General features: G+C 46.7%; 15 protein-coding genes. 9 read left to right on the top strand and 6 right to left on the bottom strand.

All coding sequences use genetic code 11. The features are described 5' to 3' along the window. Positions 1-17 precede the first annotated feature (17 nt). The 3 genes from PGL01S_RS02460 (at position 18) to PGL01S_RS02450 (ending at position 2,210) form a co-directional block, all read left to right on the top strand. Entirely contained in the window at positions 18-935 is a 918-nt protein-coding gene (locus PGL01S_RS02460; RefSeq protein WP_127491011.1) for an MBL fold metallo-hydrolase, read from the top strand. A gap of 78 nt (positions 936-1,013) precedes the next feature. Continuing rightward, a complete protein-coding gene (locus PGL01S_RS02455; protein ID WP_015842751.1) occupies positions 1,014-1,238 on the top strand; it encodes an alpha/beta-type small acid-soluble spore protein in 225 nt (74 codons plus the stop codon). Between the two features lie 96 nt (positions 1,239-1,334). Next, positions 1,335-2,210: an ATP-dependent DNA ligase gene (locus tag PGL01S_RS02450; protein WP_164775349.1), complete on the top strand. Its 876-nt coding sequence runs from the start codon at positions 1,335-1,337 to the stop codon at positions 2,208-2,210. Between the two features lie 10 nt (positions 2,211-2,220). Here the strand turns inward: PGL01S_RS02450 and PGL01S_RS02445 are convergent, their stop codons facing one another. From PGL01S_RS02445 to PGL01S_RS02430, 4 genes are all read right to left on the bottom strand, one after another. After that, positions 2,221-2,778 (bottom strand): PspA/IM30 family protein, encoded by a 558-nt coding sequence (locus PGL01S_RS02445; protein WP_127491007.1) that lies wholly within the window; start codon positions 2,776-2,778, stop codon positions 2,221-2,223. Between the two features lie 26 nt (positions 2,779-2,804). Next, positions 2,805-3,899, bottom strand: a complete 1,095-nt coding sequence (locus tag PGL01S_RS02440; protein ID WP_127491005.1) for a hypothetical protein — start codon at positions 3,897-3,899, stop codon at positions 2,805-2,807. Between the two features lie 206 nt (positions 3,900-4,105). Further along, positions 4,106-6,253 (bottom strand): heavy metal translocating P-type ATPase, encoded by a 2,148-nt coding sequence (locus PGL01S_RS02435; RefSeq protein WP_127491003.1) that lies wholly within the window; start codon positions 6,251-6,253, stop codon positions 4,106-4,108. A gap of 115 nt (positions 6,254-6,368) precedes the next feature. After that, the gene (locus tag PGL01S_RS02430; protein ID WP_127491001.1) at positions 6,369-7,448 is read right to left on the bottom strand and encodes a CopD family protein; all 1,080 of its coding nucleotides are present in this window, start codon (positions 7,446-7,448) and stop codon (positions 6,369-6,371) included. Between the two features lie 161 nt (positions 7,449-7,609). Here PGL01S_RS02430 and PGL01S_RS02425 point away from each other — a divergent pair, with 161 nt between their 5' ends. The 6 genes from PGL01S_RS02425 (at position 7,610) to PGL01S_RS02400 (ending at position 11,401) form a co-directional block, all read left to right on the top strand. Then, positions 7,610-7,978: an ArsR/SmtB family transcription factor gene (locus PGL01S_RS02425; protein WP_127490999.1), complete on the top strand. Its 369-nt coding sequence runs from the start codon at positions 7,610-7,612 to the stop codon at positions 7,976-7,978. 22 nt (positions 7,979-8,000) lie between these two features. Then, positions 8,001-8,417, top strand: a complete 417-nt coding sequence (locus PGL01S_RS02420) for a YkvA family protein (RefSeq protein ID WP_174806519.1) — start codon at positions 8,001-8,003, stop codon at positions 8,415-8,417. A 231-nt stretch (positions 8,418-8,648) separates the two neighbouring features. Then, on the top strand, positions 8,649-9,575 hold the full coding sequence (trxB, locus tag PGL01S_RS02415) for a thioredoxin-disulfide reductase (RefSeq protein ID WP_127491100.1): 927 nt from the start codon (positions 8,649-8,651) through the stop codon (positions 9,573-9,575). Positions 9,576-9,635: 60 nt separating this feature from the next. Continuing rightward, a complete protein-coding gene (gene tpx / locus PGL01S_RS02410) occupies positions 9,636-10,157 on the top strand; it encodes a thiol peroxidase (protein ID WP_127490997.1) in 522 nt (173 codons plus the stop codon). 135 nt (positions 10,158-10,292) lie between these two features. Beyond that, a complete protein-coding gene (locus PGL01S_RS02405; protein WP_127490995.1) occupies positions 10,293-10,751 on the top strand; it encodes a MarR family winged helix-turn-helix transcriptional regulator in 459 nt (152 codons plus the stop codon). Between the two features lie 143 nt (positions 10,752-10,894). Continuing rightward, on the top strand, positions 10,895-11,401 hold the full coding sequence (locus PGL01S_RS02400; RefSeq protein ID WP_127490993.1) for a P-loop nucleotide/nucleoside kinase family protein: 507 nt from the start codon (positions 10,895-10,897) through the stop codon (positions 11,399-11,401). A gap of 37 nt (positions 11,402-11,438) precedes the next feature. On the opposite strand, the gene PGL01S_RS02395 is transcribed toward PGL01S_RS02400, so the two are convergent. Both PGL01S_RS02395 and PGL01S_RS02390 read right to left on the bottom strand, forming a co-directional pair. Next, positions 11,439-12,086 (bottom strand): glycosyltransferase, encoded by a 648-nt coding sequence (locus PGL01S_RS02395; protein WP_174806515.1) that lies wholly within the window; start codon positions 12,084-12,086, stop codon positions 11,439-11,441. A 145-nt stretch (positions 12,087-12,231) separates the two neighbouring features. Then, positions 12,232-12,900, bottom strand: a complete 669-nt coding sequence (locus PGL01S_RS02390) for an S-layer homology domain-containing protein (protein ID WP_127490991.1) — start codon at positions 12,898-12,900, stop codon at positions 12,232-12,234. Between the last annotated feature and the right edge of the window lie 47 nt (positions 12,901-12,947).

Here is a 12,947-nt window from a genome sequence, read left to right as displayed (position 1 = left end):
TAAGTGGAGGTATCGGTATGTTGATTCAAACGCAAGACAATATCGTTTCCGATTATCATGAGCGCATGAAGGCCGTACTACTCGGAACGGGGACGCCGCGCGCATTCGGAAACCGCGCTAAATCCTCCGTTGCGATTCTGGCAGGCAGCAAAGTGTTCGTTGTGGATTGCGGGGGGGCTGTCGTGGACCAGCTGATCAGAGCCGGCATCATGCCGCAGCGCGTATCGGATGTGTTGTTCACTCATCATCACAGCGACCATAACTCGGGCTTCTTCGACTTATTCATCTCCAGCTGGCGAACGCATGTCGTGCCGGGACGCGTGTTCGAAGGCAGGTCGGTGCCGATGAGCGTGTATGGACCAACGACAACGCGCGAGATTATCGGAAAGATGCGGGAATCCTTCGATTTCGACGCAAACCTGCGGATCCACTACAACTTGTCCGCGGAAGACGCTTCCAGGATTGAATATTTTGAAAACAATGAAGGTGTCGTCTACGACAAGGAAGGTATTCGGATTACCGCATTTGAAGTGGATCATAGGCCCGTCTATCCCGCGATTGCATACAAGATTGAGTATAATGGCAAGTCGGTAGTTATCTCGGGCGACACGATCCCGGTCGCGAATATGATCAAGTATAGCAAAGGAGCCGATCTGCTTATTCACGAGTCTTACAATAAAACGTGGCTTGACGCTCTCATTGCGGAATTCCCGGAACAGGCACAGTCATTAAGCAATCCGGCTAAGTATCATTCCACCACCTTGGAGGTGGCGGAGCTGGCAAGGCAGGCGGGCGTGCCCCATCTTGTGTTGACGCATCATATCCCGGCGCCTTTCCCAACGGAGGAAGCGGAAGCGGAATATACGCAGGGAATGCGGCAGATCTACCAAGGAACAATTACCATGGGCCGTGATTTGATGGCGTTTGAGTTATAAAAAAATTTTTTATTCCAGGCGTATAATTTTCCAGTCATTCCACAAAATAACCTCACATCCAAGAAGGAGTTGACTATTATGGCTAACCAATCCAACAATTTAGTTGTACCGCAAGCGAAAGAAGCTTTGAACCGCATGAAGTACGAAATCGCTACCGAGCATGGCATTCCGCTCTCCGAAGGTTACAACGGCAATCTGATGACTCGCGAAGCGGGCACGATTGGCGGCAACATTACGAGACGCCTTGTTCAAATGGCAGAACAGTCTTTAAGCGGAGCACAATTCTCCAATACAAGAAGATAGCAAGCAAAACAGTCATTCCCCTCCATCTTGCACATCACTTACCATCGGCTAGCGATCATGACGATGTTATAATGGTGAGATGAGAGGGGAATGTTTATGTTTATCTCGCCTATGCAGCCTATGAAAGCTGTGGAACCCTTCAACTCAGAGGAGTATTTATTTGAACCCAAATTGAATGGTCATCGTCTAATCGTTTCGTTTATTAACGGACAAGTGAATATGTATACCAGGAACAACAATGAAGTTGCAAGACAGTACCCCGAGTTGTTTAACGTTCCCGTTGACAGCGGAATAGATGTCGTTTTTGACGGAGAGGTTGTAATATTGCGGGACGACGGAACGAATGATTTCGAAGAACTTATCCAAAGATACCGAATGGGCAAAGCAACAAAGATAAAAGAAGCCTCCAGAACTCATCCCGTGCAATATTACGTCTTCGACATCTTGTATCTGAACGGAAAAAGCTTGGCGCATCTGCCTCTTGTCAAACGGAAAGAGCTTCTTGCCCAGATTCTTAAACCAAGCGGATATTATCATGTAACCATGTCCATTGAGCAAGAGGGAAAAGCCTTGTTTAAAGTAATGGAAGATAAAGGTCTGGAAGGCATTGTAGCAAAGAAAAAGAACTCTAAGTATGTGAACAAAAGATCCGAGAATTGGCTCAAGGTCATCAACTATCACTACCTTGAGGTTTCCATCTGCGCCTACAGACGCAAACAATTCGGTTGGCTTGTCGAGCATGAGGGAAGAACAGTCGGCTGCATCGAATGGACGATTCCGACGGAGGACAGGAAAGCTTTTTACAACTATGCTCAATCCCTTATTACCGGACAAGACAAACATTTTGTCTATGTAAAACCTATACTTAAAGTCATCGTAAGGTTCCGTGACTGGACTTCAAATCATATGCTTCGGACCCCCGAATACGTGGGATTTAGCGGAGAAAAAGCCTCTAAGATGATGATATCTTAGAGGCTTTGCATTATTCCGCACGTGATTTCATTAATTCGGCCCTAGCCTCGGCTAAAAAAGTTTCCTCTTTTAATCTTTCCATTGCGGAAGCGGAGAACGATTCATTCAATGCGGCATTTATTTTCAATTGCGAATGGGCTGCTTCCATGCGAAGAATGAATTGTTGACGCATGTCTTTGGCTGTTTGAAGTTTGTTTTCAAGTTGAGCTAAAGTATCTCTTAATTGCTCCGTGGCCCGCTCTAATCTATCCACCTCGGGCTCCAGCTTCTCGGAATAAGCTTCCTGCGAATGTGCCTGCGTGAGCCAGTGTCTGGCCATATCAGCATGGCCTTCTTTAGCTGCTAGTTCGGCCTTGTCCCGATGCATGGATAAGCTGACCCGGTATGTTTTCAATTTCCCTTTTAAAAGCAACCATTCGGATTCCGATTTATTTACGGTAACGGTTAGTTCTCGCAGTTTTTCTGAGTAGGACTCGATAAAAGCGTTCAGAACTCGCACGGGATGCTCTTCTTGAGGGCTGTTGACCCTGGATAAGAATAGATCTTTCATGCGGCTAAAGATCCCCATCGAATACCCTCCTCAAACTAGTGTAATCAATCTTCGCAATATTTCCGATCCACACCGGATTGGAAAGAAGCTGCCGTAATAAAGTTTCCCGAAGCTCCATCATCCCCATATTCGTAAACAAAAACATGGCCTCGAGGAAGCACTCTTCCAAGCACATGAACCGAATCGCCTGTTACCCGGTAGACCGGAGGGAAGGGACAGCAATACCAGTAGCCGTCTTCTTTAACAAGACCTTGTTTCATAAGCTCTTCAACTGTGGTCTCATACTCACGTTCGAGCGGCGTTATTATGCAAGCGGACCAATGTTCTTCCAAGTCTTCAACTGCTTGTGCCCATTCGCCGGCTTCTATAATATCATTTCTTGCTTCTGACGAAGTTACTTTCCAAATGTCCGAAGAATCCAGTTTGCAGCGAGAATTAACGAAGAAATGACCTGAGGAGCCTGTATTAGAACGTTTAACCAGGTCAGGGACCTTTAATCCCTGTGCGACAAGTAAATAATCCGAAAGCGCCATCCAATATTGTTCCTCGGCATCTTCATGGCTTTCTGCCGATACCTTGCGTCCGTTGGAAATGTTTCCGACGATCGCATCGCCTGCTTGTTTCCTCGTTTTAGCCGATTCGTACAAAAGAATAACTTCCTTGAACCTCTCACCTTGATCCCGTATTAATTCAACTGCTTGCGCTGTCATATCATCCATTACTTCTGCCGAACGTCTTAAGCCTGCCAAATGCTCCACGGGACAAGGAGAAGGGCCTTCTTCCTGTTGACCGAGCTGGATCGGCAATGCGATGGAGGCGGCATTCGCGAATGCCGCTTCTTGCCTAGTTGCTACCATTAAGTCGGGAATTTTGCCATACCAGATATCGGCTTGGTTGTGGGTAATGACGGGTACGGATTTTGGTTCGCTCAAGAGTGCGTCTCCCAATAGTGCATCTGCCATCAGTTGCATGCTTCGCGTAGCCTGCAGAAACGCAAGAGCTCTTGGCATTTCACTGTTCACGAGCTCAACATGCAAGCCGTACACCTGCTCTCCAAGGCGCTTATAGCTCTCCAGATGTTCTGGAGGGCAAATTTTTTGACCGGTAATACTTTCTCGAATCCAATCAAAAAGTCCCATTAGATCCACCTCCATGCGATTTATTGGTTTCATTTATCGTTACGATTCATACCTTGTAGATCCGTATTCCATGTACGTATTCCATATAACGGTAGTTTCAAAGCTGTCATTACTCATTATAAAGGTTTTATATTCTCTAGACATCCTAAAGGTTTGCATCAAAAAAAAGCAGCCTTGATTTTGAATCAATCAGGGCTGCCTTAACGCTAAATCTTTTCTTTTTTGCCTTCAATGAGGATGGTTAAGCTTACAAGCGTCACAAATATGGTAGCGCCCATATCCGAGAGAATGGCGATCCATAAGGTCAACCAGCCCGGGATAGTCAGCAATAACGCAATGATTTTTAACCCAAGGGCAACGATAATGTTGAAACGAATAATACGATTAACCCGCTTGGCGACTGCAATGGCAGCCGGCAGCTTGCCTAAGTGATCCTGCATCAGTACAATGTCGGCCGTCTCGATTGCGCTGTCCGTGCCTTTCCCCATGGCAATACCCAGCTGCGCGGAAGCGAGAGCAGGAGCATCGTTAATACCATCCCCGATCATAGCCACAATTCCCTTTGAAGAGAGCTCCTTGATGTGATGGACTTTGTCTTCCGGCAGCAAGCCTCCATGGAACGTCGTGACGCCAACCGCTGAAGCTACCTTCTCTGCCGTTTTCTGATGATCACCGGTAAGCATGACGGTATTCTTAATCCCTAATCTGTGGAGGGAGGCAATGACCGTTTTGCTTTCTTCACGGATCTCATCGGCAATTCCGAATATCCCAAGCACTTGGAGCTCGTCGGCTACCAAAACAAGCGTTAGACCATCTTCTTTAAAAAGGTCAATCTGTCTTTGGATGGGTTCGGTTATCGTAATATGCCCAATGCTTTTTTCATTTCCAAGCCAATAAGACTGGCCATTTACTTTTGCTTTTATCCCGCGTCCTGTAATGGTTTCAATTTCATCCGGGTCGGGCGCCGCGATGTTTCTATCGGTCAGTTCCTTCATGATTGCTTTTGCCAACGGGTGAGAAGAGGATTTCTCGATGGCTCCGGCTACTGTCAGGAAACGTTCTTCATCATAAATCTCTAATTGCGCGACATGCGGCTCGCCTTTTGTTAACGTACCGGTTTTGTCAAAAGCAAGGGTGTCGATTTTTCCAAGCTGCTCGAGGAAAACGCCGCCTTTAACGAGAATACCGTTCCTCGCGTTACGCGTAATCCCGGACACGATCGCAATCGGCGAGGATAGGATTAGCGCGCATGGGCAGCCAACGATTAGAACCGACAGACCCTGATAAAGCCATGTGATCCAGCTAGCCTGAAAGAAAAGGGGAGGGACCACGATTACCAGCGCCGCAACAATCATAATAAGCGGTGTATAGTATTTGGCAAATTTATTGATGAACAACTCCGTAGGGGTTTTCGTCTCCTGAGCTTCTTGAACGAGGTGTAGGATCTTGGCCAAAGACGAATCGTTATAGGCCTTTTCGATCTTAACAATAAGCAAGCCTTCGTTGTTGATACTGCCTCCAAAAACAGGTTCACCCGTCTCCTTCTCAATCGGGAGAGACTCGCCCGTAATAGCCGCTTCGTTAACGGAGCTTTTCCCTTCTAACACAACGCCGTCAGACGGGATTTTTTCGCCGGGTTTGATTTTTACGAGATCTCCAACTTGCAGGGTGGAAATAGGGACGATGCTTTCTTGGCCATTTTCCAGCCTTATGGCTTCCTTCGGCGCCACTTGCAGCAAGGTTTCCATCGATCGACGGGCTTTTTCCATGCCATAGCCTTCAAGAAGTTCGTTCAAGCCAAACAAAATCGCGACTAATGTAGCTTCTTTCCACTCGCCAATCGCAACCGCACCAACTAATGCGATCGTCATAAGCGTATCGATATTAAACTTGAGCTTGGCCAGGTTTTTTAATCCGCGGAAAAAAGTCGTGTAACCGCTAATAACGGTGGCCGATAAATAAAGGATAATAACGGACCAATTCGGCAGAACGCCGTCCAAAAAGATAGCCGCAACATAAATGATACCGGAGGCAATAAGGAGCTTTAACATTTTGTTTCCATTGCCATGCTCATGAGCATGATCATGTTCGCCATGACTATGACCATTGTGTATGTGATCTTCGTTAACGTGATCGTGACTTTCCGCTAGCTTGTTAAGCTGCTCGGAGATATACGCCCCATCTGACTTGAGGATGCGATTGACTTCGGGCATTGAGATATCCGGACTGACCTTTAATTTCCCCGAGTTATAGCTAAGTGTCGCTTCTTCACCGTGATCGAGCTGCTTTATTTCATCTTCGATTCTTTGCGCACAACCGGCGCAGGACAGTCCTTTAATGCGAAATTCATTCATAGGAACTTCCTTCTTTCATTATATGAATACTTGCTCATATATTATGTTGCGGGCCGGGAAATGTCAAACCTATTCTGCCCAAAAGAAGGAAAGCTGTCTCTCGAAATGAACTTTTCTAACTCACGGATTGAAGCAAGCCTAAGAAAGGAAATATTACAGCAGCCGCCGTGCAGGCAGTGAATAACCTCATTTTGTTTTTTCTGTAGGCAGCAAATAAAAGAAAGAACGAGATAAGGCCCATTGCCATGCAAAGGGCGCCAGCCATATTCCAATGCCATTGAAGCGATAAGTCATTTAGATCAGCGTGCAGCAATTTGAACAAAGGAGATGGCACGGGTTCCTCCGATTCTGTCTCGTGAGGTGGTTCCTGGTTCCCCATGAATGCCGTAGTGATTAGAATAAATAAAGCAATCAAACTTTCCGCTTTAAGCCAGGATTGCAATCTACGTTCATTCTGGCCGTTAGCATATATTTTGGTTAGAAATCCATTCATGAATGCTAACAGGATAAGAGGAATGAACAATAAATGCTTCAATAGGAGTGCCTCTCCATAATTTATTCCCCATGAGCTGATATACCCAACCTCGATGATGATTGACATCATTACGAAACCCGCGATTACAATTAGCGCCATACAAGCGATCGACAACGGTGTGTACCAGCGGGTAAAGGCTTTCCAATTCCAGCTTCCTCTTCGAAACCAAGCGACAAGAATAAGAATGCCAAGCCAGACAGAGACAGCACCAACATGTATGGTTTGAGCTGGGAGTCCCCATGTCTTGGAGAGTGCGGCGGGATGACTCGCATATCCATGAACCAGAAGCAAACAAGTCCAAATACCGGCTGCGACCCCTTTCAAAGATTTATGCTTTAAGCCATTAAAAGAAATAAAGATAAATAAAGCGCTGCCAAGAATAAAACTCATGATCCATGCCCGTCCGAAAGAGTAGTCGTTCAAAACGATCAGGAGAACTTCGGCGAAAGACATTTGCGGGGCAAAATCCATTAAAATAACGGATGTTCTTACGATTGAAGCAAAAGAGAATACCGGAATTCCGATAGCGGCTAACTGGATCATGCGAGCGGGTACATCGACTTCCGGTTTGAATCGGCTGGGGATAAACTCGAGTGCCAGATAGCCTGCGGTGATGGCAAACGAGAGGTAAAGAAGAGTTTCAAAAAAGTAAATATACAAAGAATCAACTCCAAGGAAGGATTGGACTACTGGATCTATCTTATCATGAATTAATAATTGAAAATATGTTCATACGTAACTCATGACCGCTGCATAGTTAACTTATATCATCTATGTTATAATGATCATCACGTTAGAAGACAAATAACGGTGAGGTACTTATGACGGACAAAACATTAGTTGATGCATGTGATGAGACTTGCAACGGAACAGCGGTTGATATCACTAAAATACAAGAAAAACTGTTGCCTGATTCCGCAGCAACGGATTTAGCTGATTTATTTAAGGCATTAGGGGATCCGACTCGGGTTAGAATTATCCATACCTTATTACAGTCCGAATTATGCGTTCATGATTTATGCGAGGTGCTGGGAATGGGGCAGTCGGCCATTTCCCATCAATTGCGTTCCTTGCGCAATATGCGGATTGTGAAGCGACGCAAAGTGGGAAAGACCGTGTTCTATTCGCTTGATGACGAACACGTTGAGCAAATTTTCGTTCAAACGCTGCAGCATTTGAAACATGATTGAAAGCAAAGAGTGTGATTACACAATGGACGCCAAAGCGAGTGAAACCAGGCCGTCATTGCTAAATAAATTGAAAACGATGGCGAGGAAACTTAAAGCAAACCTAATGGTCATGTATTTAGCTTATCGTGATCCTAGAGTACCGTTATTTGCGAAAATATTTGCTATTTGCGTTGTTGCTTATGCCTTTAGCCCTGTCGATCTGATTCCGGATTTTATACCTGTTCTCGGATATTTGGATGATATTATTCTCGTTCCATTTGGTGTTTACATAGCTCTCCGGTTATTTCCAAAAGAAGTGCTTGAGGAATACCGAGCCAAGGCAGAGGAACAAAGAAAATTAGGCAAACCAAAAAATTGGATTACAGGCACATTTATTATTGCCGTTTGGATTGCATTAGCGGTGCTGTGCGGCCGGTACTTCATTCGGCTTGTTAAATAGTCACCTCAGCAGTCTTCATAAACTAAAAAAACCGCCGAAATTTCGGCGGTTTTTTTAGTTTATGCAATCTTACCGATAAGTGAAATGGCGAGCGACAGCGTTAAATAACTGTTGCTATATAGATTGTTTAAAATTAATTTGTTGACAAACTAATTTGCGGCGAGTATGATTGGTTCATAAAGTTTGTATACAAATTAATTGTTTGCAAATGAAGTTGAGGGGGAAAACATGATGCATCAACAAACGGTTATTATCGGAACGGGTCCTGCGGGATTAACGGCAGCCATTTACTTGGCTAGGGCGAATCTGACTCCGCTTGTTATTGAAGGAACGCAACCTGGCGGACAATTAACAACAACGACGGAGGTCGAGAACTTCCCCGGTTTTCCCGATGGAATCACGGGACCGGAGCTTATGGACAATATGCGCAAGCAAGCCGAGCGATTCGGCACGAGATTTCAATCCGGCTTCGTAACCCGCGTGGATGCATCGAAACGTCCTTTCACGTTATACCTGGAAGGCGGCACCGAAATAACGGCGGACGCGGTAATCCTATCGACCGGTGCTTCCGCGAAAATGGTCGGTATACCCGGCGAAGTCGAAAATATCGGCCAAGGGGTTAGCACATGCGCAACCTGCGACGGATTCTTTTTCCGCAACAAAAAAATTATCGTGATTGGCGGCGGCGACACCGCGATGGAGGAGGCGTTGTTCTTAACGCGATTCGCTTCCGAGGTTCGCGTTGTGCATCGCAGAGAGGAGCTTCGGGCTTCCCAGATCATGCAGGATCGCGCGCGCGGAAATGCCAAAATCTCTTGGAGCCTTAACGCGGCACCGCTGGAAGTATTGTCCGGCGATAAAGGAGTGACCGGTCTCAAAGTTCGCAACAACGCGACGGGAGAGGAAGAAGTGCTGGAAACCGACGGAATCTTCCTTGCGATCGGGCATCGTCCGAACACCGGGTTCTTAGGCGGCCAGATCCAAACCGACGAGCAAGGCTATGTGGAGGTTGTTCCGGGAACTTCCCGCACGAACGTTCCCGGCGTATTCGCTTGCGGAGACGTCATGGATCCGATCTACCGTCAGGCGATCACGTCGGCGGGCAGCGGCGCCAAAGCGGCATTGGATTGCGAAAGTTTCTTGTTCGAGCAGCACTAATTCGAATCGATTTTATAACAGCGCATTATAAAACTAATCATTTAATGGAGGTTATTTATTATGACACAAGAACGTACAGGTAAAGCAACAGTAGGCGGACAACCGATTACGCTGGTAGGCCCGGAGTTGAAAGTCGGTGACAAGGCCCCGGCTTTCACCATCAACAAAGATCTAATGACCGAAGCAAGCCTTTCCGACTATACAGGCCAGATCAAGCTCATTTCCGTCGTGCCTTCGCTGGACACCGACGTATGCGACGCGCAAACGCGCCGGTTCAATCAAGAGGCGTCAAAGCTGGGTGATGGCGTGGTCGTATTGACGATCTCTGTTGATTTGCCATTCGCGCAAAGCCGGTTCTGCGCGACAGCCGGCATCGAGCGCGTCATCACCTTGTCGGATTATAAACACCGCAGCTTCGGCGAGGCATATGGCGTGTTGATAAAAGAACTGCAGCTGGATCAACGAGCGATCTTTATCGTCGACGCCAACGATACCATCCGATACGTCGAATATTTGGGCGAGATGTCCGATCATCCGAATTACGAAGCCGCCTTGGCTGCCTTGCGCGAGCTCACGGAGTAAGCGGCCCCTTAGACTGAGGATGAAGAGCCCTTTGACCAGCATTCGCTCAAAGGGCTTTCTTTAGCTGCATTGTTTTTTTAGAAAAAGGATTGTAATATGAAGGGCAGCGAAGAAACGTCAAAGGAGGGATGATCGATGAATCAAGATAAACAGGGGCCTCATGTACCACTGGATGCTCATTTGTGTTTTTCGTTATATGCGTGCTCGAGAGCTATTTTTCGCATGTACCGGCCGCTCTTGGACGATTTGGACTTAACCTACCCTCAATACCTGGTCTTGCTTGCATTATGGGAGCATGAGACGATGTCGGTCAAAGATATCAGCGAGCATTTGGTCCTGGATTCCGGTACGCTGACGCCGATGCTGAAGAGAATGGAAGCCGCGGGACTAGTCCGGCGGGAACGTTCGAAGGAAGACGAGCGGGTCCTGCATATCCGGATTACCGACAAAGGTATTGCGCTCAAAGATCAATCGATGTGCGTGCCGAAGTCGCTTCTTGAAGCAAGCGGGATGAGCGAAGCGGAGATCGGCGTATTGAACGGAGCCATTCAGAAGCTGCTTAATCAGATTAATGTAAATTCTTCAGCAAAATAAAATCCCTCGCGGAAGACAACGCAGTCAGGTTTCAATATGGCCTGAATGCCGGCTTGTCGACCGGAGGGATTAAGTTATTTTACGGAGTTGCTTCCGGAATAGAAGTAAAAATCTACTATCGGGTTGCGAGGGAGGTGGATGAAATGCTCTATATATTTAGCGGGCTGCCGGGTACCGGGAAGACAACTTTATCCTCGGCTTTGGCTGGGGAGTTACGGGGTGTGTATCTCCGGGTTGATGCGGTGGAGCAGGCAATGAAGGAGGCCGGAATGTTGGTCGATGGACCTGAGGGTTACATGGTATGTTACGCGATTGCATCGCAGAATCTCAGGTTAGGTCTTGACGTGATAGCGGATACGGTTAATCCCATTCCAATCACGCGCGAGGCTTGGCGCAACGTGGCGGAATCGCTTGAAGTCCCGTTTGTGGAAATCGAAGTGGTATGCTCTGACGAACGCGAGCATAGGCATCGGGTCGAAACACGCAAAGCCGATATTTCCGGCTTTGTTCTACCTACGTGGGAGCAGGTCAGGAACAGGCATTACGACCCTTGGGACCGAGATCGCATCGTTATCGACACCGCTCGTCAAACGGTGGCTGAAAGCTTGAGGGCTTTATATGAACAGTTGAACAACAGCCGGTCAATATGACCGGCTGTTGCAGTAGCAATATAAGGAAAATGCAAGGTTAAAACTTATTAGGAAATTGCTTGATAATGCCTTCTGTCACCATGTCCGCCAGATGGATCATGTGCGTCTCATTCTTATCGGTCGCCGCAATATTTGCTTTCCAATCTCCCTTAATATAGTCCAGGACGATCTCTGTAATATATTGCAGATGTGAGTACAGCATATCTTGCAACGCTTTAAACTGCCAGTTCGGATTTGCAGAGCTTAAAAATGCGGCAATATCATCCGCGTTTTTATGCCAATCCGCTTCTAACTTCTTTACTTCGTCTTGTTTGTTCGCTTTGGCAGCCGCAACGATTTTTCCTGCGATTACGATATGCTCTCTCAGTATATCAGCAAGCTTATTTCCGGCAGCATCCCCATAATAAGGCTTAATTAAATCGCCGATGTCCTGCTGGTTTCTCAAAAGCCGGTCCAAAACATCCTGCTGATCTTTAAGATCAGACAGCGCGCTTACAATATAGCTTCTCGTCCAAATGGTATGGTCGATCCAAACCCTCTGCATATCCGTTTTCAATTGTACCATCTGGGGTGTTAGGCATCCCGCCTTTTGTTCCTTAGCCGCCTGAGCGGATAAACCTGCCGGGTTCAAGGCAATAACGAGCCCAAAGGTTAAAAGCAATGCCAGCATCCATTTGATTTTCACGTTTATCTGCTCCTTGTGCATTTCAAATCATTTAACCTGTATTATTATGGATATTCTATCCACCATTATGCACAAGGTCATTCGCAAAAAATACCGCAACGCAAAAACAGCTGGCCACATGGGCCAGCTGTTTTTTTTATAATTATTATTCAGCCGATGGAGCCGGAGCTTCACCGATATAGGCGAGTGCATTGTAGATGAGTACGGCTGCATCCGCGCGAGTAATATCATCCGTAGGGTTGAAGTTTCCGTCCTGGTCAAGCTCAGCGATTTTCAGAACAAGCGCTCTTTGGACGGAACCATCGTACGAGATGGATACCTCGTCTTGATCGTTGAACTCCATCGGAGCAATCTTAATCATTGGAAGATTGCTGTGCTGTTCAATAGCAAGGATAAGCTGGTGGGTGAACTCTTCTTTGGTCCATGTTTTGTTAGGATCCAGATCATTCGGCAAGCCAATGTTATTGTTAGCCGCAATGATAAGCGCATCCGCATACCAAGCATTATCGTCTGCTTTCGGGAAATAGTCCGTAGCGTGAGGCTCTTTGAAGAAACGAAGCGTATCGATGTTCAGATCAAGAGCATTAACAATAAGCTGAATGCCTTGTGCAGCCGTCAGCGTTGCGTTAGGGAAGTAGCGATCTTCGCCAACGCCTTGCACCAGGCCTTTATTTTGCAAAGCCGCAATTTTATCCTTAGCGGGTACATTGGCAATATCCGAGAACGGATTTGTTGCCGCAAAGCTCTGTCCGGCAATGGACAGGGTAAGTACGGCTGTAGCTGCTAAAGTAACGAATTTGGATTTTTTCGTCATGCTGGAATCACCTCATCAAGTTTTTGGAACGTTCCTTCCTCATAGAC

The organism is Paenibacillus glycanilyticus NBRC 16618 (genome assembly GCF_004000805.1).
Lineage (GTDB): Bacteria > Bacillota > Bacilli > Paenibacillales > Paenibacillaceae > Pristimantibacillus > Pristimantibacillus glycanilyticus.
This window is presented reverse-complemented; position numbering and strand designations above follow the sequence as displayed.

Coding starts and splice junctions, on each gene's coding strand:
- PGL01S_RS02400 (WP_127490993.1), top strand. CDS start 10,895: ATGCTCTATATATTTAGCGGGCTGCCGGGTACCGGGAAGACAACTTTA.
- PGL01S_RS02455 (WP_015842751.1), top strand. CDS start 1,014: ATGGCTAACCAATCCAACAATTTAGTTGTACCGCAAGCGAAAGAAGCT.
- PGL01S_RS02440 (WP_127491005.1), bottom strand. CDS start 3,899: ATGGGACTTTTTGATTGGATTCGAGAAAGTATTACCGGTCAAAAAATT.
- PGL01S_RS02405 (WP_127490995.1), top strand. CDS start 10,293: ATGAATCAAGATAAACAGGGGCCTCATGTACCACTGGATGCTCATTTG.
- PGL01S_RS02425 (WP_127490999.1), top strand. CDS start 7,610: ATGACGGACAAAACATTAGTTGATGCATGTGATGAGACTTGCAACGGA.
- PGL01S_RS02390 (WP_127490991.1), bottom strand. CDS start 12,900: ATGACGAAAAAATCCAAATTCGTTACTTTAGCAGCTACAGCCGTACTT.
- PGL01S_RS02420 (WP_174806519.1), top strand. CDS start 8,001: ATGGACGCCAAAGCGAGTGAAACCAGGCCGTCATTGCTAAATAAATTG.
- PGL01S_RS02450 (WP_164775349.1), top strand. CDS start 1,335: ATGTTTATCTCGCCTATGCAGCCTATGAAAGCTGTGGAACCCTTCAAC.
- PGL01S_RS02445 (WP_127491007.1), bottom strand. CDS start 2,778: ATGGGGATCTTTAGCCGCATGAAAGATCTATTCTTATCCAGGGTCAAC.
- PGL01S_RS02460 (WP_127491011.1), top strand. CDS start 18: ATGTTGATTCAAACGCAAGACAATATCGTTTCCGATTATCATGAGCGC.
- tpx (WP_127490997.1), top strand. CDS start 9,636: ATGACACAAGAACGTACAGGTAAAGCAACAGTAGGCGGACAACCGATT.
- trxB (WP_127491100.1), top strand. CDS start 8,649: ATGCATCAACAAACGGTTATTATCGGAACGGGTCCTGCGGGATTAACG.
- PGL01S_RS02435 (WP_127491003.1), bottom strand. CDS start 6,253: ATGAATGAATTTCGCATTAAAGGACTGTCCTGCGCCGGTTGTGCGCAA.